The sequence below is a fragment of the Pseudodesulfovibrio aespoeensis Aspo-2 genome, from assembly GCF_000176915.2.
GTDB lineage: Bacteria > Desulfobacterota > Desulfovibrionia > Desulfovibrionales > Desulfovibrionaceae > Pseudodesulfovibrio > Pseudodesulfovibrio aespoeensis.
Window position 1 is genome coordinate 1949884 of sequence record NC_014844.1, and the last position, 23173, is coordinate 1973056.

At 63.8% G+C, this 23173-nt stretch carries 27 protein-coding genes; 13 read left to right on the plus strand and 14 right to left on the minus strand.

Annotation, left to right across the window (positions count from 1 at the left end; all coding sequences use genetic code 11):
• Positions 1–73: 73 nt before the first annotated feature.
• The 11 genes from DAES_RS08835 to DAES_RS08885 all read left to right on the plus strand — a co-directional run bounded on the left by DAES_RS08835 (position 74) and on the right by DAES_RS08885 (position 11530).
• Entirely contained in the window at positions 74–646 is a 573-nt protein-coding gene (locus DAES_RS08835; RefSeq protein ID WP_013514689.1) for an HDIG domain-containing metalloprotein, read from the plus strand.
• Positions 647–853: 207 nt separating this feature from the next.
• Positions 854–1636, plus strand: coding sequence for a cobalt ECF transporter T component CbiQ (cbiQ, locus tag DAES_RS08840; RefSeq protein ID WP_013514690.1), 783 nt, complete (start codon positions 854–856; stop codon positions 1634–1636).
• A complete protein-coding gene (locus DAES_RS08845) occupies positions 1633–2352 on the plus strand; it encodes an energy-coupling factor ABC transporter ATP-binding protein (RefSeq protein WP_013514691.1) in 720 nt (239 codons plus the stop codon). Before cbiQ ends, DAES_RS08845 begins: the two co-directional genes overlap by 4 nt.
• 224 nt (positions 2353–2576) lie before the next feature.
• Entirely contained in the window at positions 2577–3977 is a 1401-nt protein-coding gene (locus tag DAES_RS08850; protein WP_013514692.1) for an MATE family efflux transporter, read from the plus strand.
• Positions 3974–4855: a DUF2156 domain-containing protein gene (locus DAES_RS08855; protein ID WP_013514693.1), complete on the plus strand. Its 882-nt coding sequence runs from the start codon at positions 3974–3976 to the stop codon at positions 4853–4855. The genes DAES_RS08850 and DAES_RS08855 overlap by 4 nt, the downstream gene beginning before the upstream one ends.
• A gap of 12 nt (positions 4856–4867) precedes the next feature.
• Positions 4868–5794 (plus strand): hypothetical protein, encoded by a 927-nt coding sequence (locus tag DAES_RS08860; RefSeq protein WP_013514694.1) that lies wholly within the window; start codon positions 4868–4870, stop codon positions 5792–5794.
• 3 nt (positions 5795–5797) lie between these two features.
• Positions 5798–7105: an alkaline phosphatase family protein gene (locus DAES_RS08865; RefSeq protein WP_013514695.1), complete on the plus strand. Its 1308-nt coding sequence runs from the start codon at positions 5798–5800 to the stop codon at positions 7103–7105.
• The gene (locus DAES_RS08870) at positions 7106–9253 is read left to right on the plus strand and encodes an ATP-dependent helicase (protein WP_013514696.1); all 2148 of its coding nucleotides are present in this window, start codon (positions 7106–7108) and stop codon (positions 9251–9253) included.
• 22 nt (positions 9254–9275) lie between these two features.
• Positions 9276–10229, plus strand: coding sequence for a thiamine-phosphate kinase (gene thiL, locus DAES_RS08875; RefSeq protein ID WP_013514697.1), 954 nt, complete (start codon positions 9276–9278; stop codon positions 10227–10229).
• A 28-nt stretch (positions 10230–10257) separates the two neighbouring features.
• Positions 10258–10665, plus strand: a complete 408-nt coding sequence (gene tsaA / locus DAES_RS08880; RefSeq protein WP_013514698.1) for a tRNA (N6-threonylcarbamoyladenosine(37)-N6)-methyltransferase TrmO — start codon at positions 10258–10260, stop codon at positions 10663–10665.
• Position 10666: 1 nt separating this feature from the next.
• A complete protein-coding gene (locus DAES_RS08885; RefSeq protein ID WP_013514699.1) occupies positions 10667–11530 on the plus strand; it encodes an alpha/beta fold hydrolase in 864 nt (287 codons plus the stop codon).
• A gap of 82 nt (positions 11531–11612) precedes the next feature.
• On the opposite strand, the gene DAES_RS08890 is transcribed toward DAES_RS08885, so the two are convergent.
• The 11 genes from DAES_RS08890 to DAES_RS08940 all read right to left on the minus strand — a co-directional run bounded on the left by DAES_RS08890 (position 11613) and on the right by DAES_RS08940 (position 19034).
• Entirely contained in the window at positions 11613–12185 is a 573-nt protein-coding gene (locus tag DAES_RS08890) for a DUF2179 domain-containing protein (RefSeq protein ID WP_013514700.1), read from the minus strand.
• A gap of 146 nt (positions 12186–12331) precedes the next feature.
• Entirely contained in the window at positions 12332–13321 is a 990-nt protein-coding gene (gene ilvC, locus DAES_RS08895; RefSeq protein WP_013514701.1) for a ketol-acid reductoisomerase, read from the minus strand.
• Positions 13322–13440: 119 nt separating this feature from the next.
• On the minus strand, positions 13441–13938 hold the full coding sequence (gene ilvN / locus DAES_RS08900) for an acetolactate synthase small subunit (protein ID WP_041271396.1): 498 nt from the start codon (positions 13936–13938) through the stop codon (positions 13441–13443).
• Positions 13939–13942: 4 nt separating this feature from the next.
• Positions 13943–15634 (minus strand): biosynthetic-type acetolactate synthase large subunit, encoded by a 1692-nt coding sequence (ilvB, locus tag DAES_RS08905; protein WP_013514703.1) that lies wholly within the window; start codon positions 15632–15634, stop codon positions 13943–13945.
• 1 nt (position 15635) lies between these two features.
• Positions 15636–15866, minus strand: a complete 231-nt coding sequence (locus tag DAES_RS08910) for a DUF465 domain-containing protein (RefSeq protein WP_013514704.1) — start codon at positions 15864–15866, stop codon at positions 15636–15638.
• 21 nt (positions 15867–15887) lie between these two features.
• Complete coding sequence (locus DAES_RS08915; protein WP_407635892.1) at positions 15888–16244, minus strand: DUF167 domain-containing protein; 357 nt, start codon at positions 16242–16244, stop codon at positions 15888–15890.
• Complete coding sequence (locus DAES_RS08920) at positions 16211–16714, minus strand: DivIVA domain-containing protein (RefSeq protein WP_013514706.1); 504 nt, start codon at positions 16712–16714, stop codon at positions 16211–16213. Before DAES_RS08920 ends, DAES_RS08915 begins: the two co-directional genes overlap by 34 nt.
• Before the next feature lie 24 nt (positions 16715–16738).
• Positions 16739–17047: a YggT family protein gene (locus DAES_RS08925; protein ID WP_013514707.1), complete on the minus strand. Its 309-nt coding sequence runs from the start codon at positions 17045–17047 to the stop codon at positions 16739–16741.
• An 89-nt stretch (positions 17048–17136) separates the two neighbouring features.
• Entirely contained in the window at positions 17137–17817 is a 681-nt protein-coding gene (locus DAES_RS08930; protein ID WP_013514708.1) for an HAD family hydrolase, read from the minus strand.
• A gap of 15 nt (positions 17818–17832) precedes the next feature.
• A complete protein-coding gene (locus DAES_RS08935; protein ID WP_013514709.1) occupies positions 17833–18633 on the minus strand; it encodes a hypothetical protein in 801 nt (266 codons plus the stop codon).
• A gap of 11 nt (positions 18634–18644) precedes the next feature.
• Positions 18645–19034 (minus strand): hypothetical protein, encoded by a 390-nt coding sequence (locus DAES_RS08940; RefSeq protein WP_013514710.1) that lies wholly within the window; start codon positions 19032–19034, stop codon positions 18645–18647.
• A gap of 206 nt (positions 19035–19240) precedes the next feature.
• On the opposite strand from DAES_RS08940, the gene tatA reads away from it, so the two are divergent.
• Positions 19241–19444 carry a twin-arginine translocase TatA/TatE family subunit gene (gene tatA / locus DAES_RS08945; protein WP_013514711.1) on the plus strand — a complete coding sequence of 68 codons (204 nt, stop codon included), beginning with the start codon at positions 19241–19243 and terminating at the stop codon, positions 19442–19444.
• 149 nt (positions 19445–19593) lie between these two features.
• Here tatA and DAES_RS08950 read toward each other — a convergent pair whose 3' ends face one another.
• Together DAES_RS08950 and DAES_RS08955 are read right to left on the minus strand one after the other, a co-directional pair.
• Positions 19594–20496, minus strand: a complete 903-nt coding sequence (locus DAES_RS08950) for a hypothetical protein (RefSeq protein ID WP_013514712.1) — start codon at positions 20494–20496, stop codon at positions 19594–19596.
• Positions 20497–20498: 2 nt separating this feature from the next.
• Positions 20499–21488 carry a hypothetical protein gene (locus DAES_RS08955; protein WP_013514713.1) on the minus strand — a complete coding sequence of 330 codons (990 nt, stop codon included), beginning with the start codon at positions 21486–21488 and terminating at the stop codon, positions 20499–20501.
• Between the two features lie 225 nt (positions 21489–21713).
• On the opposite strand from DAES_RS08955, the gene DAES_RS08960 reads away from it, so the two are divergent.
• Complete coding sequence (locus DAES_RS08960; protein ID WP_013514714.1) at positions 21714–22199, plus strand: SixA phosphatase family protein; 486 nt, start codon at positions 21714–21716, stop codon at positions 22197–22199.
• On the opposite strand, the gene miaA is transcribed toward DAES_RS08960, so the two are convergent.
• Complete coding sequence (miaA, locus tag DAES_RS08965) at positions 22196–23167, minus strand: tRNA (adenosine(37)-N6)-dimethylallyltransferase MiaA (protein WP_013514715.1); 972 nt, start codon at positions 23165–23167, stop codon at positions 22196–22198. The genes DAES_RS08960 and miaA overlap by 4 nt on opposite strands.
• Positions 23168–23173: the final 6 nt, after the last annotated feature.

The following is a 23173-nucleotide window of genomic DNA, read 5'->3' on the forward strand; positions in this document are numbered from 1 at the left end:
TCTGCAAGACACTGCATTCATGCATTTATTTCTTAAACCTAAAGTTCAACTTTAAGATTTCTCGGAGCCTGCCATGATCACACGGGACAATGCCCTGGCCCTGCTCAAGGCCAAGAACGACGAGACAAACCTCATCCACCACGCCCTGGAATCCGAGGCGGTCATGCGCGGGCTGGCCCGCAGGCTGGCCCGCGACGAAGAGCTGTGGGGAGTGACCGGACTGCTGCACGACCTGGACTATGCGGCCACCCGCGACAACCACGTCCGGCACGGGCTCGACACCGTGGACATGCTTCAGGACAAGCTGCCGCAGGAAGCGCTGGACGCCATCCGCCGCCACGCCTCGGAGCTGAACGGGGCCGAGGGGCCGCAGACCGAGCTGGACCACGCCCTGCGCTGCGGCGAGACCGTCACCGGCATGGTCCACGCGGGTGCCCTGGTCAGGCCCACCAGGATCGACGGCATGCAGCCCAAGAGCCTGAAAAAGAAAATGAAGGACAAGGCGTTCGCGGCCAGCGTCAACCGCGAGTGCATCCGCGAATGCGAGCGCATCGGCCTTGAACTTGGCGAGTTCCTTCAGGTGGCCATCGACGCCATCACCGATATCGCGCCCCAGGTGGGCCTCGGGCCCACTATGGATCAATAGTCGGGCCTCGGGCCCACTATGGATCAAGAGTCGGGCCTTGCGCCCCCCATGGATCAAGAGTCGGGTCTCGCGCCAGAAATCCAACCATAGGCTGCGGACAACGTCCTGCGCCGCGAGCATCCCGTGGTTGCGCGATCACCGTCTTTGTACTACGCCAGAGTGTCCTGACGGCAACCCTCCCGGCCTCCGGGAGACAGCGGAGCAGACATGGCGGCAATAGACGAATCCCTGGCCCTGGGCGACTCGCTCATCCACAGCACGGACCCCAGGGTCCGGCTGGTGTGCGCCGTGCTCATCACCGTGACCACCGCCCTGGTCCGATCGCTCCCCCCGGCCCTGACCGCCCTGGCCGCCGGGGGTGCGCTGACGCTCCTGGCCGGGCTGCCGCTCCGGGTCGTGCTCCGGCGGCTGGCCGTGGTCAACGCGTTCATCGTCTTCCTGTGGCTCTTCCTGCCCTTTTCCGGACCATTGAACGCACACGACGAGATCCTCCTGCGCCTGGGGCCGCTCACGGCCACCCGCGCGGGCGTGGACCTCGCCCTGCTGATCACGGTCAAGTCCAACGCCATTGTCCTGGCCCTGATCGCCCTCATGGCCACCATCCCGGTGCAGGACCTCGGCCCGGCCATGCAGCGGCTCCGTGTGCCGGACAAGCTCTGCCACATCCTGCTCTTCACCTACCGCTACATCTTCGTCATCCACCAGGAATACCGGACCATGCGCCGGGCCATGGCCGCGCGCGGCTTTGCGCCCCGAACCGACCGCCACACCTACCGCGCCTTTGCCTGGCTGGTGGGCATGCTGCTGGTCAAAAGCTGGGACAGGGCCGAGCGCGTGCACCACGCCATGCGCTGCCGGGGCTTCCGGGGCCGCTTCTATTCCCTGGCCCGGTTCAGCGCGACGCGTCGCGACATCCTCTTTCTCGCAGGCTGCGCCGCCCTGACAGCGGCCATCCTGTGGCTCGAAATCACCCGCAGGGGGCCTGCATGACCCATCACGCCGTCATCGAACTCAAAGACATCGAATACGCCTTTCCAGACAGGGGCAACTGCCTGTCAGGACTGAATTTCCACCTGCACCAAGGGGAGCGGATCGGACTCTTCGGCCCCAACGGCGCGGGCAAGACCACCATGCTCCACATCCTCATGGGGCTGATCAGGCCGGATCGCGGCGAGGTGCGCCTCTTTGGCAGGACCATGGCCGACGGGCGGTCCTTTGACGAGGCGCGCCTGCGCATCGGATTCCTGTTCCAGCACTCGGACGACCAGCTTTTCTGCCCCACGGTCCTGGACGACGTGGCCTTTGGCCCGCTCAACCAGGGGCTGGGGCCGGACAAGGCCCGCCAGCGCGCCCTGGACGCCCTGGCCCAGGTGGGGCTGGCCGGTTTCGAGGGCTACGTGCCCTACCGGCTCTCGGGCGGCGAGAAGAAGCTGGTGGCCCTGGCCACCATCCTGGCCATGAACCCGGACGTGCTCGTGCTCGACGAGCCCACCTCCGGCCTCTCGCCAGAGGCCAAGGACCGGCTGGTAGCCATCCTGGCCGGGCTGCCCATGGCCCGCCTCGTGGTTTCGCACGAGCCGGACTTTCTGACCGCCACCACGGACACCCTGGTCGCCCTGCGCGGCGGGCGCATCGTGCCGGGCCGCCTCGCGCCGCACACCCATGTCCATGTCCACGAAGAGGGCGACATCCCCCACCAGCATTGATCAGCCGCCGCCCCCTTCCGACAGCATGGCCCGCGCCCGGCCATCGTCTTGCAACTTGACCGCCGGGCCGCTTTTGCGCACACTTGCCCGCCTTGGCCCGGCAGCCGGGGAAAGAACCGGCCAGTCCCGATCAAATGCGCCGCCTGGGTCTTGGCAACCCCGGATGCGATCTTATTATATGCGGCAACCAGCCGCTCCCGGCCCCACCGCAAAGGCAACCACCAATGACCGACACGTCCGGCATGATCCAGCAGACACCCTACCGCACCATCTGGCACCTCGCCTGGCCCCAGGTGCTGATGATGCTCTTTCACTTCTTCATCGGGCTGGCCGATGTCTGGGTGGCTGGCTACATCGACCGCGAGGTCCAGGCGTCGCTGGGCATCATCACCCAGTCGCTCTTCTTTCTGCTGGTGGTGGCCATGGCCGTGGCCAACGGCGCGGTGGCGGCCATCAGCCAATCCATAGGCGCCGGGCTGTACAAACGCGTGCAACGGTATGTGGGGTTGTGCCTGATCCTGGCGGTCCTGCTCGGCGGGGCCTTTCTCATTCTCGGCCTGCCCGTCAAGGGGTGGCTGATCAGCGCACTCCAGGTGCCCGCCCCCATGCGCCCGATCACCGAGTATTTCCTCGAAGTCTATCTCTTCGTGCTGCCGCCCTACTACATCCTGATCATCAGCAACGCCATCTTCCGGGCCAGGCGCGAGGTCATGTTTCCCCTCTACAGCATGGTCCTGGTCACCTTCCTGAACACGGTCCTCGACATCGGCCTGGGGCTCGGCTGGTGGGGCATGCCCAACCTCGGCTTCAAGGGACTGGCCTGGGCCACCTTTGCCTCGGTCACGGCGGGCGCCATCCTCAATGTCGCCGTCCTGTGGCGCAAGCGGCTGCTCAAGCCGTCGAGCTTTGCCCCGCTGCGCTGGATGAAGTGCGCCACGCCCTATCTCTTCAAAGTGGCCTGGCCTGCCGGGCTGATGCAGATCATCTGGCAGTCCGGGTACCTGGTTCTCTACGCCATCACCGGCAGTCTGCCTCACGGCGAGGTCGTCGCCCTGGCCGGCATGTCCATCGGCCTGCGCATCGAGGCCCTGCTCTTCCTGCCCGCCATGGCCTTCAACATGACGGCGGCCATCCTGGTGGGCAACGCGCTGGGCGCGCGCCAGCCCGACGAGGCCAAACGGGTCGGCTTTCGCATCCTGGGACTTGCCATGGTCTCCATCTGTCTGTTTTCCATCATAATCTGGCAGTTCGTCACCCCCTGGGTCGATCTGCTCACCCGAGACGCCGACGTAGCGGCCCAAGCCGTCAGCTATCTCAAGTGGAACGTCCTGGCCGTGCCCTTCACCCTGACCAGCATGATCCTGGCCGGGGCCTTCAACGGCGCAGGGGCCACACTCTACAACATGCTCATCATGGGCGGAGCCACCTGGCTGCTGCGACTGCCCCTGGCCTACTGGCTCGGGCACCACGCCCTGGACGACGCCGAGGGCATCTGGATCGCCATGTTTGTTTCGCAGATAGGCCAATCCATGACCCTGCTCTATTTCTTCACCTTCAAAAACTGGCAGCGTTTCGCTATGATCAAGGTCCGCAACGGAACCAACGCCAGCAAGGACGTTTCATGACCCTCGAATTCTCCCCCATCACCCTGGACCGGCAAAAGGAATACCACGCGGCCCTGACCGGCTGCCCCCAGCTGCTGACCAGCGACTTCTCCTTTGCCAACGTCTATGGCTGGAGCGAGCACTATGGCCTGGAATGGGCCTTTCACAAGGACACGTGCTTCATCCGCCAGACCAGACCGCAGATCGTCTACTGGGCCCCTGTCGGCCCCTGGGAGAAGTACGACTGGAAAGAGTGCTGCGCCATGCGCGAGAGCAAACGGTTCACCCGCGTGCCCGAGGATCTGGCCCGGCTCTGGAAATCGGCCTACGGCAACGGCATCGCCATCACCGAAAACCGCGACCACTGGGACTACATCTACTCCGTGGAAGAGCTGATCAGCCTCACAGGCAAGAAATTCCACAAGAAGAAGAACTTGCTCAACCAGTTCATCAAGGGGTATTCCTTCCAGTACGAGTCCATGGGTCCGGAATGCGTGGAGGAAGTGCTCGAAATGCAGGACGAGTGGTACAAGTGGTACGAGGAGAACAACCCCTCCGAGGCCCTCAAGGCGGAGAACCGGGCCATCACCCGCGTGCTGCTCAACTTCGACCAGATCACGGGGCTCATGGGCGCGACCCTGCGCGTGGACGGCAAGGTCATCGCCTACACCGTGGCCGAGCCCCTGTGCGAAGACTCCATCGTCATCCACTTCGAGAAGGGCGACATCCGCTACAAGGGCGTGTATCAGGCCATCAACCAGATGTTCCTGGAAAACGACGGCGCGGAGTACACCAACGTCAACCGCGAGCAGGACCTGGGCGACGAAGGGCTCCGCAAGGCAAAACTGTCATACAACCCAACTTTCTTCCTGAAGAAATTCAACGCAACACTGCTGTAAGCGGAGCTCGTCATGAATAAAAATGTCGATGTCGTCATCAACGTCTGCGGCAAGCCGCTCCAGACCACCCTGGCCCTCCTGTCACTGGAGCGTGCCTGCGGTGATCGCATAGACACCATCTATTTCACCGAGGAAAGCACCACCAAGACCGAACTGAACGTGCCGGTCATCGACGACGCCAATTTCGAATACATCCGCAGCCGTCTCAAATCCAAGGTGGTCTACCACCGCCCCACGCAGTGGAACTACTGCTTCGCCCTGGAGCCGAAACGGCTTGACGACAGGGACTACCGCCATTCCATCCGCTATCAGTACGGGTGGGAGATGACGGACAAGAATCACATCCTAATCATCCACAACGACACCTATTTCCGCAGCGACGTCATCGGCGCGATGCTGGATGAGATTGGCGACCATGCGGCCATCGGCCACATTGGCCAGTGCTGGTACTGCCCGGCGGCCTTCACTGGCAAATGCGACAGCGACCGCTACCTGGAGTTCAGGCCTGACTTCGAAGAGCTTTTCCGCCTCTACAAGACAACCACACCGCCCCAGGGCAGCATGCTCCGCGCCTATCACATGCCGACCATCGACCCCATGTTCATCCGCCAGCCGTGGCCCCTGCCCGAGTGCCGGGTCAACGAATGGTGCGCGCTGATCAACATGAAAACGGCTCGCAGGCTCACGGTGCCCCACGGCCGGGTCACCCCTTTCGGGGCCATCGTCGGCGTGGGAGCCCAGATCCTGGATGTGGGCTCCCAATGGTTCCGCGAAATGAACATCCGGGGACACGCCTGCAAGCACTTCAACATCTATCGCCACATGCACCACGATGTCCCCCCCACGGGGCAGCCCACGCTCATCGACAAGAGCCAGTACAAGGACAAGGAGCTGGCGGCACTGGAAACCCTGCGCAGGGAATTCGGCTTCCCCTCCTGATCCATGAGCCTGCTTCTCTCCACCACAGCACCGCGCTCCCGGCTGGTCGTCCTCGGCCTGGACGGCCTGCCCCTTGCCCTGGCCCGGGAACTGGGCGCATCCCTGCCGGGCATCCGCCGCCTGACAGAGGGGGCGGTCAGCGTACGGGCCGAACTCCCCGAACTCTCGCCGGTCAACTGGACCTCGTTCTTCACCGGCAAGGGGCCGGAAGAGCACGGCATATTCGGCTTCTCGCGCCTGGACCCCAAGACCTACGGCCTGTCCATCGCCGATAGCACGCACGTGGCCTGCCCCACCGTCTTCGATGCGCTGGGCGAGGCCGGGCTGGTCTCCCGCGTCATCAACCTGCCGGGCACCTACCCGGCCCGGCCCATGCGCGGCATGCTCGTCACCGGGTTCGTCTCCCATGAGCTGGCTAAGGCCGTGCATCCGCCCTTCCTGGCCGGAAAACTGGCCGAGGCGGGCTACAGGCTCGAAGCGGACACCAGCCGGGGCGCGTCCGACCCGGACCACCTGCTGGCCGAACTGCGGACCACCCTGGCCTCGCGCCTGACCGCGCTGGACCTGCTCTGGCCCGATCTGGCCTGGGATCTCTTCGTGCATGTCTTCACCGAGACGGACCGGCTCTTTCACTTCCTCATGGACGCGGTGCTTGAACACGGCCATCCGCGCCATATCGACTGCATGCGGTTCCTGGCTGACTGGGACGCCTGCGTGCGCCAATTCCTGGCCCGCTACGACGCCCTGCCGGGACCAAAGCGGCTGATGGTCCTGGCCGACCACGGGTTTACGCGGCTTCGGACCGAGGTCTGTGTCAACACCTGGTTGAAGCAAAAGGGATTCCTGACCCTCGACGCCGCCCCGTCGAGCGAGTGGGACGCCGGGAACATCGGCGCGCAGAGCAAGGCCTTTGCCCTGGACCCGGCCCGCATCTATATCCACACGCGGAAATTTGCCCGCGGATGCGTCAACGAAGCCGACAAATCCGGCCTCGTGGGCGCCATCAAACACGGCCTTGGCGCACTGACATTTGACGGCGAGCCGGTCATGGAGCATGTCTACACCACCGACGAGCTGTACCCCGGCACACGGTGCGCCCAGGCGCCCGATCTCGTCTGTCTGGCGCGTCCGGGCTTTGACTTGAAGGCCAAGTTCGACCGCGACGAGGTCTTCGGCCTGCATGGCCGCACCGGCACGCACACGGCGGACGGGGCGATCTTCTACGACACGGACGGCCTGCGCCCGGCGCGCATGCGCGACATCGGGCGCGCCATCCTGAACCACTTCGGCATTCCGGGCCACGGAGCATAAATGGATATAGAGACCGAACTCAACAACGCCCAGCGCGAGGCAGTGCTGACCACCGAAGGCCCGGTGCTGGTCATCGCCGGGGCGGGATCGGGCAAGACCCGGACCATCGTCTACCGGCTGGCCCATCTGGTGCGCCAGGGCGTGGACCCAGCCCAGATCCTGCTGCTGACCTTCACCCGCAAGGCGGCCCAGGAGATGCTGGCACGCGCCGGGGCCATCCTCGGCCATCCCCTGACAGGCACCAGTGGCGGCACCTTCCACTCCTTTGCCTACGCCACCCTGCGCCGCAACACCTCGGACATCGGGTTCGGCAACGGCTTCACCCTCATGGACCGCGCCGACTGCGAGGCCGTGTGCCGGGATGTCAAGGAAACGCTCAAGCTCGGCAAGGGCGACCGCTCCTATCCCAAGAAGGCCACCCTGCTCGACATGATCACCAAGTCGCGCAACAAGGAGCTGACCATCGCGACCGTCATGGAGCGCGAGGCGTACCACCTCTCCCCCTATCTCGACGACCTGAGCGCCATCGCCGACGGCTACGCGGTCTTCAAGAAGCAGCACGCCCTGGTGGACTACGACGACCTGCTCTTCCTGCTCGACACGCTCCTGGCCGACAACGAACCCCTCAGGAACCAGCTCCGGACCCGCTACCGCTACATCATGGTGGACGAATACCAGGACACCAACCTTGTCCAGGCGCGCATCGTCGGGCATCTGGCGGGCGAGCGCGGCAATGTCATGGCCGTGGGCGACGACGCCCAGTCCATCTACGCCTTCCGGGGCGCAAACGTCGCCAACATCATGGATTTCCCGAAGATTTTCGAAGGGACAAAGATCATCAGGCTGGAGAAGAACTACCGCTCGGTGCAGCCCATCCTCGATTTGACCAATGAAATCCTGAGCGGCGCAGCCATCAAGTTCGACAAGCACCTCTACTCGGACCTGAAAAGCGACGTCCTGCCCCAGGTGGTCTATCCCCTGAGCGACCAGACCCAGGCCCGGCTGACGGTGGAGCACATCCTCGACCTTGGCCGCAAGTATGCACTGCACGACGTGGCCGTGCTCTTCCGGGCGGGCTATCAGTCGTTTCCCCTTGAGGTGGCGCTCACCCGCGTGGGCCTCGACTACCAGAAGTTCGGGGGCATCCGCTTCCACGAGGCGGCCCACATCAAGGACGTGCTGGCCTTGCTGCGGCTGGTGGTCAATCCGCACGACCTGATGGCCTGGCAGCGGGCCGTGGAGCACGTCAAGGGCATCGGCCCCAAGACCGTGGCCAGGATATACAGGGCCATGCACACCGACGACGCCAAGTACATGGCCACCATCACCAAGAAACACGACGAACTGCGCGAACTCCTGAACGAGCTCGACGGGCTGCGGGCCATGGCAGGCAGGCCGTCGGCCATTCTGGAGCGCATCCTTGCCTTCTACCAGCCCATCCTCATCGACAAATACCCGGACGACTACCCCAAGCGGCAGGCCGGGCTGGAGCAGCTCGGCCAGATCGCCCATAACTACACGGACATGGACCAGCTCCTGGGCGACCTCTCCCTGGACGGCGACCCGGATGACGAGAAACGCAAGGAAAACGCCGTGGTCCTGTCCACGATCCACTCGGCCAAGGGGCTTGAATGGAGCGCGGTGATCATCATCGATCTGGTGGAGGAACGGTTCCCCTCGCGCAAGGCCATGCAGCGGCCCGAGGATCTCGAAGAGGAACGCCGACTGATGTACGTGGCCTGCACCAGGGCCAAGGAATGCCTCACGCTCTTCGTGCCCAGCTCGGTCTACAACCGCCAAAGCGGCATCTCGGACCCGACTCTGCCCAGCCCTTTTGTGCTGGAGCTGCCCTCCACGGTCTTCACCCCGCTCAAGGAATCCTACGGCGGCTCCCTGGAGAAGCGCTGGCCCGTGGACTCCAGGCCCTCCTTTGGCACGGCTGCCAAGTCAGCGGTCAGGGAGCAGGACGCACAGCCGGTTCAGGCCCGGCCCGCAGCCACGGTCAACCCGGAAAAACTCGGCTTCTGCACCCACAAGATCTTCGGGCGGGGCAAGATCATCGCCTGCCCCGCGCCCAACAAGTACAAGGTGAACTTCCCAGGTTTTGGCATCAAGACCATCATCGGGGATTATCTTGAAATGCTCTGACCATCCACAGAGAGTGACACCCATGCACAGCGAGCAACACTTCCTCGACCTCATCGGCGCCCACTTCCCCACCGGGCATGAATTCCTGCGGCTGGGACGCGGCGACGACTGCGCCGTGCTGGCCGGGGGCAGTGACATCTGCGTCTCGTCAGACCTGTTTCTCGAGGATGTCCACTTCCGGCGCGGCTACTTCACCGCCGAGGACATCGGCTACAAGGCGCTGGCCGTGAACATCAGTGATATCGCGGCAATGGGCGCGCGACCCTTTGCCTTTACCATGGATCTGATGATCCCGCCGGACCTGGACGAGGATTTCTGGAACGGGTTTTTCAAGGGCATGTCCGCGCTGGCCCGGCATAACGACCTGGCCCTGGCCGGAGGCGACCTGAGCCGGGCGGATCGGCTGGGCGTGAGCATCTCCATCTTCGGCGTGGGGGGCAGCAAAGGCAGGTTCCTGACACGGGGCAACTGCGCGCCCGGCGACATCCTGTTCACCGTGGGCGATCTGGGGCTGGCCAGGGCCGGGCTCATGACCCTGGAGGCCCTGGGCGAAAAAGGGCGCGAGGCGTTCCCCACTGCCGTGCTGGCCCATCTGCGGCCCAAGCCCAAGGTGCTCATCGGCACCCTGCTCAACGCCGCCGGGATCAAGGGGCTCATGGACGTGTCCGACGGCCTGGCCCGCGACCTGCCCCGCTTCCTGGGGCCAAAGGTCGGCGCGGACCTGACCATCCCGACCAATGTCCTCAACGGCAATGTCATCGCCTTTGCCCTGGCCACAGGCGCGGACCCGGTGGAGCTGGCCATGCTCGGCGGCGAGGACTACGCCCTGCTCGGTGTCATGGACGAGGAGACGCGGGAAAAGGCGGCCTCGGTGCCCGGCTTCACCGAACTGGGCCGGGTCACGGACACGCCGGGAATCCTGGTCAACGGCAAGCCCTTCACGGCGCAGGGGTTCGATCACTTTGAGAACCGGTAGCGTTTCGCCGCCAGCAAAAGGAGACTCCATGGACATGCAGTTGGTCGTCATCGGACACGTCAGGTCGTCCATCAAGGACAGGGAATCCGCCCCCAAGATGGAAAGCGAGAAAGGCGCGGTGCGCGCCCGCATTGAGCTGGACCCGGCCTATGCCCAAGGGCTTGATTCCATGGAACCCGGCGCACAGCTCGAACTCTTCACCTGGTTCCATCTCTCGGACCGGACCCCGCTCATGGTCCATCCCAGGGGCGCGGTTGACAAGCCCATGCGCGGCGTGTTCACCACCCGCTCGCCCAACCGGCCCAACCCCATCGGCCTGCACCGGGTCACGCTGGTGGCGATCGAGTCGCCCGCCACCCTGATCGTGGAGCCGCTGGAGGCCATCGACAACACTCCGGTCATCGACATCAAGCCCGTGCCCAGAGGCACCCGATAGCATGGATCAGTTCGAGGCTGTTGAAACCAAAGAGGAAAATCACGTCGCAGGCTGGGTGACCACCACCGACTCCGCCCGCCTCTGGGTCGAGGTGCGCGGCCAGGGGCGGCCCATTGTGTTCGTGCACGGCTGGACCATGAGCTCACGCTTCTGGCGCAGACAGCAATCGCTGGCCGACGCCTTCCAGGTCGTCACCTTCGACCTGCGCGGTCACGGCAGGTCAGACACCCAGCTGCGGGGCCACACCATGCCCCGCTACGCCCGCGATCTGCGCGAGGTCATCCGCGCCCTGGATATCAAGGGGGCGGTGCTGGCTGGCTGGTCCATGGGCGGCGCGGTGGTCCTGGAATACTGGCACCAATTCGGCAGCGACAGGCTCTCCGGCATCGCCCTGGTGGAGAGCAGCCCCCACCCCATGGCCGACGCCCCCTGGAACACCCACCGCTATCGCGGCCTCGGCCCGGAAGCGGTCAGGGAGGACATGGAGGCCATGACCAGGGACAGAGCCGGGTTCGGCGTCCGGTTCATCAATGAAATGTTCCTGACCGGGCAGGCCCCGGCCCACGCCCTGCGCTGGATGCGCGACGAGCACCTGCTGGCGACCGACCAGACTGCCGCAGCCATCTATCAGGACTACGTGGCCCGCGACTACACCCCGATCCTGCCCACCGTCACCCTGCCCGGACTGGCCGTGTATGGCCGCTCAAGGCACATGTGCTTTGGCCCGTCCACGGGCCGGTTCGTGGCCGGGTCCATCCCGGACGCGCGCTTCGTCATCCTGGAGCGCAGCGGCCACATGCCCTTTTACGAGGAACCAGACACCTTCAATACCGAAATGCGGCAATTCCTGACCCGGCTGCCGTAACCCGCCCCGGTCCATGACAATGAGAAACGCCCGGTCCGCATCAGCGGACCGGGCGTCAGAATGTTGAAACAGTCCACTCTGGCTACCACTGGGGCACGAGCCGACGGATGGGGCCGAGCACCTTGGAGACACGGCTCCCGGTCGGGCTGGGAACATCGCTTGCCCCGCCAGCCACCTCGAAGGTGTGGAAAAAGTCGGGGTCCGCCGCCCTGGCCACGGCCAGCACGAGCCTCATGTCCTTGCGCTTGCAGACCACGAACTGCACGGTCACCGGCCCGGCGGAGTCCTCGCCCGCCACGGTGGTGATGCCGAATCCCGCGGTCCGGATGGCCCTGGCAATCTCTGCGCCGTGCCAGGCGCTGATGATGCGCACCACCACGTTGCCCAGCGCCAGCTTCTTCTCGGCCATGATGCCGACCACGTTGCCGCAGGCAAAACCCAGGGCGTAGCAGAAGCCGAGGAAGGGCTCCTCGCCCACCTTGAGCATCACCGCTGAGGTGCCAAAAATCCACAGGGTCATCTCAAGGCAGCCCAGACAAAAGGCAGCCTTGGACTCGCCAAGCACGGTGACCATGGTCCGAACCGTGCCAAGGGTCAGGACAGCCACCTCGGCCAGAAACACAAGGGCTCCCAGGAACAGGACATTTTCCATCATTGTTTTTCCCTCTCGAAAATTGAGAAGAGGGACTTCTAAGGCCGCCATTTTGGCGCGTCAAGAGGAATCTGCACAAAAAAAAGGGCGGCCCCGAAACGGGACCGCCCTGGATATCCGTCGTGAAACGGCAGTTGAGTGGCAGCCGGTTATTTCTTCAACCAACTCATCATCTTGCGCAGGCGGCCACCCACTTCCTCGATCTGGGACTCGGCACCGATGCGGCGCATGGTCTTGAGCCCCACCTGCCCGGCCTTGTTGTCGAGGATGAAGTCGCGGGCAAACCTGCCGGTCTGGATGTCCTTGAGCACACGGCGCATCTCGGCGCGGGTCTCCTCGGTGATGATGCGCGGGCCGGTGACGTAGTCGCCGTATTCGGCGGTGTCGGAAATGGAGTAGCGCATCTTGGCCATGCCGCCCTCGTACATCAGGTCAATGATCAGCTTGAGCTCATGCAGGCACTCGAAATAGGCGACCTCGGGCTGGTACCCGGCCTCGACCAGGGTGTCGAACCCGGCCTTGCACAGCTCGGTCAGGCCGCCGCAGAGCACGGCCTGCTCGCCGAACAGGTCGGTCTCGGTCTCTTCCTTGAAGGTGGTCTCGATGACGCCGGAGCGGGTGCCGCCGATGCCCTTGGCATAGGCCAGGGCGATGTCCATGGCCTTGCCCGAGGCGTCGTTGGCCACGGCGGCCAGGCAGGGAACCGCTCCGCCCTCGGTGTAGGTGCGACGCACGAGGTGGCCGGGGCCCTTGGGAGCGATCATGATGCAGTCCACGCCCTTGGGCGGCACGATCTGCTGAAAATGGACGTTGAAGCCGTGGCCAAAGGCGATGACGTTGCCTTTTTCGAGGTGGGGCAGGATGTCGGCGGCAAACACCTCGGCCTGGTACTGGTCGGGGAGCAGGATCATGATCAGATCGGCCTGCTTGGCCGCATCGGCCACGGACATGGGCGCAAAGCCGTGCTCCTTGGCCAGATCGTAGTTGGGACCGCCGGGGCGCTGGGCCACGATGACATTGATGCCGGAGTCGCGCAGGTTCTGGGCGTGGGCATGGCCCTGGCTGCCGTAGCCGACAATGGCCACGGTCTTGTCCTTGAGCAGGCTCAGGTCGGCATCTTTCTCGTAATACACTTTCATGGGGGTCTTCTCCTCGATATTTTTCGCCACGATGGGCCGCAATTTCAGGTTGTTATGTAAACGCGCAAAAACACCGGGCAAAGGGGTATCCCCCGGCCCGGCACACGCATGGTCGTGGATTATAGGTCGATCTGCATGGAACGCTGCATGGCGACGTTGCCCGTGCGGGCAATCTCCTTGATGCCGAACCGGCCCAGGAGACTGATCAATGCGCCGATCTTGCCCTGATCGCCCGTGACCTCAATGGTCAGCTCGTCGATGCTGACGTCTACAACCTTGCACCGGAAGATGTCAACAATGCGCAGAATCTCGGCCCGTTTGGAATCCTCGGCATTGACCTTGATCAGGACCATCTCGCGCTCCACGGATTTCATCTCCGTGAGATCCTTGACCTTGATGGTGGGCACCAGCTTGCGCAGCTGCTTGACGATCTGCTCGATGATCTGGTCGTCGCCCTCGGCCACGATGGTCATGAGCGAGACGCCCTTCTCCAGGGTGGGAGCGACGTTGAGAGAGTAAATGTTGAAGCCGCGACCGCTGAACAGGCCGGACACGCGGGACAGGACGCCCGGCTCGTTTTCAACCATCACGGAAAGGGTGTGTTTCTTCATCGTCATTCTCCTAAACGAGCAGCATCTCGGTAAGCGAGGCACCGGCGGGGACCATGGGATACACGTTCTCCTCCCTGGCCACCCGGATGTCCACGATGACCGGCTTGTCGAGGGCAAAGGCCTCGCGAAGGGTCGATTCGACATACTTCTTTTCGGTCACGCGAAAACCCGCCGCCCCGTAGGCCTCGGCCAGCTTGACGAAATCGGGCTGGGCGTCGAGGCAGGTCTCGCAGTAGTTCTTCTTGTAGAAAAGCTCCTGCCACTGGCGGACCATGCCGAGGTAACCGTTGTTGAGAATGACGATCTTCACCGGCAGCCGGTTGCAGACCACGGTCATCATCTCCTGGATGCACATCTGGATGGAGCCGTCGCCGGCGATGTCTATGACCAGCTTGTCGGGAAAGGCGCGCTGCGCGCCCATGGCCGCGGGAAAGCCATAGCCCATGGTGCCCAGCCCGCCCGAGGTGAGCAGCGTGTTGGGCTTGGTGTACTTGTAGAACTGGGCGGCCCACATCTGGTTCTGGCCCACTTCGGTGGCGATGATGGCGTCGCCCTTGGTGATCTCGTAAATCTTCTCCACCACGTATTGCGGTTTGATGATGATGTCGTCGTCCTTGTAGGTCAGGGGATGCTCCCTGCCCCATGCCTGGACCTGATCGACCCATTCCTTGTGGTCCGCCACCCAGTCGAACTCGTCGAGCGAGGCCTCGGACTCGCTCCTGAGCGCGGCCAAGGCCGCCTTGCAGTCCGCCACCAGCGGCACGTGAACCGACACGTTCTTCTGGATGGAGGTGGGGTCCACGTCGATGTGGATGATGGTCGCCTTGGGGGCAAAGGTGTCCACCTTGCCAGTGACGCGGTCGTCGAAGCGCGCGCCCACGGCCAGCAGCAGATCGCAGTTGTTGACGGCCATGTTGGCGGCAAAGGTGCCGTGCATGCCGAGCATGCCCAGGAACAACTCGTCGTCGCCCGGAAACGCGCCCAGCCCCATCAGGGTCGAGGTGACCGGGATGCGCAGGTTGCGGGCCAGCCAGGTCAGATCCTCGTGGCTGCCCGAAGTGATCACGCCGCCGCCGGAGTATATGAGCGGCCTGCGCGCCTTCTTGAGCAGTTTCATGACCTTGCGCACCTGCCCGACATGCGGCTTGCTGGTCGGGTTGTAGCTGCGCATCTGCACGGTTTCGGGATAGTGGAACTCGGCCACCTGCTGCATGACATCCTTGGGCAGGTCCACGAGGACCGGGCCGGGACGGCCCGAACGGGCCAGATAAAAGGCCTGTTTGACCGTCGCGGCCAGATCCTCGATATCCTGAACAAGATAGTTGTGCTTGGTGCACGGCCTGGTGATGCCGACGATGTCGACCTCCTGGAAGGCGTCGTTGCCGATCAGGGCGCGCGGCACCTGACCGGTGAGGATGACCACCGGGATGGAATCCATGTAGGCCGTGGCAATGCCGGTGACGGTGTTGGTGGCTCCGGGGCCGGAAGTGACCAGACAGACCCCCACCCGCCTGGTGGCCCTGGCGTAGCCGTCCGCCGCGTGGATGGCGCCCTGCTCGTGCCTGACCAGGATATGCTCCACCGTGGAGTTGGGTATCTCGTCATAAATGTCGATGACGGCTCCGCCGGGGAAGCCGAACATGACCTCAACGCCTTCCTTTTCCAGACACTTGAGCAGGATCTGGGCCCCGGTCAACTTCATGCTACGCCTCCAGGGTCCTGTATTTGTCCAGCGCCAACTGCAACCGGGTCTTGCCGGCCAGCTTCTTCTTCTTGAGTTCCTTCACTTCCTGGGACTCGACGGGCGAAAGAAACGACTTGGCTTCGAGCTTGTCGATCATTTTTTCGTACACGACATGCTGATCCCACAAAGCCATCAGTTCGGCATCCTCGGCCCCGTGCTTCTCGATGAGTTCAAGGTCTTTGGCTTCCATGTACCGCTCCTTTTTAACGGGTTATTGCGGGCTGCCGACCGGACAGAGTCCTGTCCAGTCAGGTTCGGCCACCGTATTCAGCGCCAGGAGTTTCTTGCGGGTGGTCTGGCCCGACTCGATGACCACCTGGCTCTTCTTCACGTTCAAGACACTCGCCACAAAGGCCACCAGGGCCTTGTTGGCCTTGTTGTCAACGGCAGGGGCGCACAGGCGGATCTTGACGCACTGCTGGTAGACCCCGGCGACTTCGCTCTTGCGCGCTCCGGGCTGCACCCAGACGGCGATGCGCCATCCGTCCCTGCATCTGCTGACATATTCTGGAAGGGAAATATGACAATCCCGCCTTAGTCGACTTTCTTGAGATACATGAGCTTGGATTCAAGCTCCTCGACCTTGTTTTTCTCCGGATCGCTCATTTCGAGCATCTCCAGGTGGGACTTGAGCAGCCCTTTGAGCTGCACCTCGAACTGCACGCGCCGACGCTTGAGGTCCTCGATCTCCTCGTGGATCTGGGCGAGCCGGTTGTGGCCCTTCTGGACGGTGGAGTCGGCCTTGGCGCGGGCCTCGTCCAGGATCAGCTGGGCCTCCCTGGTGGCGGCCACCTTGAGGTCGTCCACCATCTTCTGGGTGCTCATGAGGGTGTCGCGCAGGGTTTCGTCGCGCTGGCGATACTCCTTGAGCGACTGCTCCATCTGCTTGATCTTCTTGCGCATCGATTTTTGCGCATCGGCAGACTCGCCCAGGACTTCGGCCAGCTCCAGCAGGAACTGCTCCACCTCCATGCGCGAATAGCCGAACACACCTCTCGAAAACTGCTTGTTGAGCAAATCGATCTTGGAAACGGTCACGACAAACCTCCCTGATTTAAGGAGTTACATCATGGGGCCGCTGCCCATTGAATAGGCAAGGCGCAGGAGATTGCCGACCACGACGATCTCGCACACCTTGATGGCCAGGATGACGATGATGGGCGAAAGGTCGAACCCGCCCACCACGGCAAAGGGTATCCAGCTTCGAATCTTGTAGAAGACCGGCTCGGTGATGCCGCGCAGGAAACGCACGATGGGGTTGTAGGGATCGGGATTCACCCAGGAAAGCAGGGCGGAAATGATGACGATCCAGAAGTAGGCGTTGAGAACGATGCCGAGAACGGTTGCGATAGCGCGGACAATCAAGTCCATGAAGCCTCCAGAAAGACAGGATAATTTTCCGTATCCGCCAATGATGTCAATGGTGTTAATTTCGCACACCAGGGTGCAAGAATCAAGTCCTAATGCGTGGGCAGCAGCCCTTTGTAGCTGCGCTGCATGGCCGCCTTGATCTCCCAGAAACTCTCGATGTGCACCTGGGCCTGGAGGGTCGCGTCGCGATAGGCCCAGAAGCGGACCCCGGCGGCCCTGGCCGTCTTCTCGTCAACGTGGGAGTCGCCGATGTAGGCCACTTCCTGCGGAGCAAGCCGGTGGGCGGTCATGATCCGGTGCACGCCTTCGGGGTGGGGTTTGGGCGTGGCCACCTTGCCCGAGGTGATGACCGGGAAGAAGAACCCCTCAAGGTCCATGAGCTTGAGGATCATGCCCATGCTGTCGGTGCGGCTGGTGTTCACGGCCAGCTTGAAGCCCGCGTTGCGCAGCCACCACAGGAATTCCCGGATGCCCTCGGAACGCTTGAGATAAGGAAGAAGCGTCTTGGCGTCGAACTCCTGGACAACGGCCCACGCCTGCCGGAACAGCTCGCCCGGCGCGATGAACCGGATCGAGTCCTTGTGGGTGCGGGTGTGGACGTAGGACTTCTCCTCGTCGGTCAGGGGCGGCAGGCCGAGCCGCTCCTTGATCATGCCGTAGTAGCGCATGTTGGCCTCAAAGGAGTCTATGAGCACCCCGTCGCAGTCGAAAATGATGCACTTGAGTCCCCGCAACAGGCAGGGATTCATGAGTTGGTTGGCCAGGGCCATGCTGTCTCCTCGTGGCTAGCTTATGATGGCGACACAGAGGTCGCGGTCGGCTGCGGGCATCGCCTCCGAGGCCTTGCGCCGCCCGGCCAGCCGCCAGGCGGGCAGTGTGGCCGCGCGTGCGCCATGGGGCAGTCCGAGTCCGGGGTCCGCCAGTTCAAAGGGCAGGCCGTCCGCCAGCCAGGACGCGATGATACCCTGATCGGCGCAGACAAGGACCGCGTCGCCGGGCAGGAACACGGGCAGCGCCTCGACCATGCGCTGCCACGGCAGGGGTATGGCCTGCCCGTCGGGCACGCCGCCGATGTGGCTGTGGGCTTGGCCCAGGGTGACCATGCGCTCCTCGCCCCGGTCCTCGTCGTCCAGACCAAGGGTGGTGTCCATGGACCTCCACGAATCGCGCACGCCCTGCTCCAGACCCTGAAGCTCAATCATCTTCTCCTCGAAGAACCAGCCCAGAAGCAGGACGAACTGGGCCTGGGCGCGGGCCGCCTTGGCAGCGCGCTCCTCCACCGCCCCCTCGCCGTCGCCAAAACGCTGAAGGAGCTGGGCCTGGATGGAGGACGGCGTCCCGTCATAGAATTCGTCCGGGGTCGTGGCCCCGAAATACGCCATCTCGGCAGGATCCTTGAACTGCTCGCCAAAGCTGATGCAGTCGCGGATGAGCGAAGCCGCGGTCCTGGGGTCAAGGGGCAGGCCTTCGGGCCTGAATCCGTTCTCCGACACGGCCTCGGTCATGCCCGGATCGAAGAATCGCAGCCCCGGCACGGGAGCAGCCGGGAAAAGAATCGGGTGCATATGGGGAAATGACAGCAGCATGGAACGGCTCCTCACTTCGATTGACTGGGTTCTCTATTCGCTTCAGGAAGTTGGAAATGGCGACACCGGCCCTCGCACACCGGGAGCGCCAGGCGGCAGATCCCCTCGCACACATGGGCGCAGGCTGGTGATTCGGCCTCGCGGCACAGGGCGTAGCCCTCGCAGTCGAAGCTCCGGGCAACGCGCTCGAACCGGCGCTCCCACAGATCGGGCGCAACGTCCTGGCCCACGCCGAAAAGCTCGGCCCGGACCAGGAAGTCGTCAAAGGCCGACTCCCAGCGCATGAGCACCCGGCACCGCCACGCCAGGGAGTATCCCGGATTGAGATGCTCCTCGTAGAGGCAACGCCCCATGGTATGATGCCGGCACAAAGCCCCCGGCATGGGCAGGATGTCAGCCATGGCTCTCCCTCAAGGCCGCCCGCGGGCCGCCCTCCACATCGTCTGGAAGGTGTAAGGCCCTGACGGGCAATTGTAAAGGCGCAACAGGATGGCACCCCACCCCGCTGTCATGAGAAAAGAGCCATCTTCTTGACCTGACAATGACGGGGGTGTATAGCCCTGACAATTCACGGCTTGAAGAATCAACACCATTTGGAGGCTTTCTTATGATCGGCGGATTCGGAGTATGGGAACTGTTGATTATCCTGGTCATCGTGCTGGTCATCTTTGGCGCCAAGAAACTGCCCGAAATCGGCGGCGGCATCGGCAAGGCCATCAGCAACTTCAAGAAGGCCACCAACGAACCCGATGAAATTGATATCACCCCGAAATCAGAAGAAAAGAAAGATACAGACGAGAAGAAAGACTAGACTCACAGAACGACCCGCGTCGGACTTTTCATGCCCGGCTGCCTTGGCAGCCGGGCTTTATTTTCGCCCTTTCCCAGACCGAGACCGCAAACGAACAAGCCCCCGAAGCCAACGGCTCCGGGGGCTTGTCTCAAATAAACGTGGAACCGCTAGCGTCCGACCTGCTGCGTCAACTGGTGGCTCAGGCCGCGCTGGGGCAGGTAGCCGAGCAGCAGCGAATCGAGCCGCTCGCCGCTGATGACGCGCACACTCCAGCTCGCGCCGACCCCGGAGGACTGCATGTCCAATTCCACCAGCTCCACCTCCTGCACCGCAGAGTCCCACTCGCGGAGCACACGGTCGAACTCCAGGGCCGCATCGGGCGAAAACCAGCCAACCACGGACAGTTCGTAGTGATTGGTCCTGGCATCCCTGACCTCGGCCCTGGTGAAATAGTGGCCCCAGATGTCGAACCAGACCACGGACAAATCCTTGCCATGGGCTGTCCAGGTGCGGTTGTCCGAGTCGAGCCGGGCCGTGTAGGCATTGCCTGCCCCCTTTTCCAGAACAAGCACGGGCGAGGTCACGGACTCCTGCCGGATGCCGGACAGGGCCACGAGGCCCGCGAGGGTGGCGCGCTCCTCGTCGCCCAGGTTCTGCGGCAGGGTCAGGGATGCGGGCTGGGGCGCGAGCACGGTGGCCATCAAACCCATGCGCTTCAGACCGTCGCGCAGCGCGGTCTTGTCAATGATCACGTCGAGGTTGAGGATCAGCCCGGCGTCTATGGCCTCGGAAGAGAGGATATTGTAACCCTGAACATAGGGCTTGGAGTAATCGACCATGTACCGGCGGAAAAACTCTGCCCTGGCCTCGTCAAGCTCTGCCGGGAGCATCAGGCGGGCCTCGTCGAGCACGGCCTGGGCAAACCCCTCGGCCATGGCCCGGTTGCGCAGCTCCATGGGCGAGACCCCGGCCTCGCCCGGCTTGAACACCCGCACGCTGGTCGCGTTCGCAACACCGGCACACAGGCACAGCCCCAGGAGAGCCGTCAAAAATATCCGAATCATCCGCATGCTCATTCCTCTTTCGCGGGCTGCCCCGCGCCGGATTCCCCGGATTCGATTGCAAAGGGCTGCGCACCGGGCGCGTCCGCAGACCCGGCAGGCGGATCAAGGACGATGACCACGCGGCAGTTGTCCACCGCGTCGCCCACCTGCATCATGGCCCTGACAAGACGGGCCATGGGCGACGAAATAACAAGATCGGTCCGCCACGAACCAAAGGTGCTCAGGGCGCGCACCACCAGCGGCCTGTCCCCCACACGCTCCCGGAGCGACGCGGGATCGTCGGTGACGGCATAGGCGGCCACACCCTTGTCTATGGCATTGGCCCGGCTGACCAGGAACGGTCCATAGGCCCCAAGGCCGTCCTGCCCATAAATGACCGGAGCCAGAGCCGGAGTGACCTGCAACCCGCGGGCGTCCACGATCACGCCGGTATAACCCGCAGTGCCCACGCCCGCCTCTTCAGGCACTTGGTCGACAAAGGCCATGTTCTGCTCCATGGAGGTGGACATCCTGGGCGCGATGCCGCTCTGGAACTGGATGGTGGTGGGCAGGATGACCTCGGCCAGCTTGCCCCGGAGACGCTCGAAGACGCGGATGTCACCGGCCTCGCCGACCGCGGTCGGACGCTCCAGGGGTGAGTTCTGGACAATGCCGCGCACTCGGGCCGTGGCGTCCTCTTCGTCGGCCAGATAGGCGCTCACCGTGCCCCTGGCGTCGATGCGCACGGCCAGGATCATGTCGATCAACTGCTTGCGCGCCTGGGTGGCGGCAAGACGCAGCGCGAACGAGGAGGATTCGCCGCCAACATCGATGCCGCTCTCCCCGTCTGTCCCATCACCGGCATGGCCGCCGAGCGGGCGCACCACCGCCACCTCGCCGCTGCCCCAGGCAATGGTCCCCCCATCGCCCACCGGCTGGACATAGCCCTGCAAGGCCCAAGCCCAGGCCGGAAGCGCGAGGATCATCGTCAGGACAAGAAAAAACCGCAGTGAATGCATATGTCTCAAGCGTCCTTCCCAAGCTTTAATCTCAAGCTTTTTTTCTCAAGCTTTTTTTCTCAAGCTTTTTTTCTCAAGCTGCGCGGATCATGGTGCGGAAACCGCGCTCGGCTCCCGCAAAAGCAGTCACGCATGTATCGTGCCTGCCGCTTTTCCGCAAGCCGCTTGCGGCAGCTCCGCCCGGATGCTAGCATGGCCGCACTGGGCAACTCAACAGGAGCCGCCATGCACATACACCTGATGCGACACGGCCAATGCCTGTCGCAGGAACTCAACCGCCACCAGCCACTCAGCCCCGTGGGCCGCGAGCAGACGATGAAAACGGCCAGGGCGGCACGTGCCCTTGGGTTGCGCTTCCAATTGATCGCGACCAGCTCCAAGGCCCGCGCGCTGCAAACCGCCGAGATCATGGCCGAGGCCACTGGCTATCCCCTCTCCCGCATTGCCGTGACAGACGCCCTCAACCCCATGGCCCAGGCCGACGACACCCTTGACTTCATCAACGGATACGAAGGGTTGGATTCAATCCTCGTGACAGGCCACCTGCCCTCGCTGGCGGTGACCGCCGCCCAGTTGCTGGGCGTGAAGGGACTGGAGCTTTCCTTTGATAACAGCTGCCTGATGCAGATAGTCGTGCCGAAAACCGGCGACAGGGGCATCCTCAACTGGCACCTCACCCCGATGCAACTGGGTCTGATCGCCGGGAGCTAATCGTCCGGACCAACCTGCCGATTGGCCAGCCAGTCGGCCACGCAGTCGGCCACGCTCCCGCCATCCCCCGGCGCGAACCAGCGGATGCCGGGTTCCTTGGCGAACCACGTCAGCTGCCGTTTGGCATAGGCGCGGGTGTTGCGCACCCAAAGGGAACGCGCCTGCTCCAGGGTGGTTTCGCCGCGCAGATAGGCCAGCATCTCGGCGCAGCCGATGCCGGTCCAGCCCGGCGCTTCCGGGTCCGGACATTTGGCGTGGGCCCGCGTCGCCTCGTCCACGGCCCCGGCAGCCAGCATGGCGTCAACGCGTCCGGCCAGATGCGGCTCCAACTCGTCGAGGGAGAGGCGCATGCCGATCTTGAGCGCGGCAAACGGCGCGGGCGTGTGCTCGCTGCTGGTGTGCCACCAGGTCATGGTCCGGCCCGTGGCCAGCAGCACCTCGGCAGCGCGGGCGTTGCGCTGGGTGTCGTTGGGATGAATCCTGGCCGCGTAGTCGGGATCGGCCTGCTCCAGTTCGGCATGGAGCCGCTGCGGTCCCTCGGCCCGTATCCGTTCCAGCACGGCCCGGCGGATGTCCGCCGGAATCTCTGGGATGGGCGCCATGCCCGAAAGCAGCGAGCGCAGATACAGCCCGGTGCCGCCCACCAGGATGGGCAGCCGCCCCTGGTCGCGCACTCCGGCAATGGCCTCCATGGCCAGTTCCACAAACCGGGCCGCGGTCATCCGCTCGGTCAGCGGCAGGAACCCGTAGAGCAGGTGCGGGCAGGCCGCCCGCTCCTCCTGATCCGGCTGGGCCGTGATGATCGGAAAATCCGCGTACACCTGACGCGAGTCGAAATTGATGACGCTGGCGGGCATGCGCCGGGCCACGGCAATGGCCGCGGCGGTCTTGCCCGTGCCCGTGGGGCCGAGCAGGCAGATGATGGGCGGGACCAAGGCCGGGACGGCACTGGAAGACGACGCGGTCACGACCGG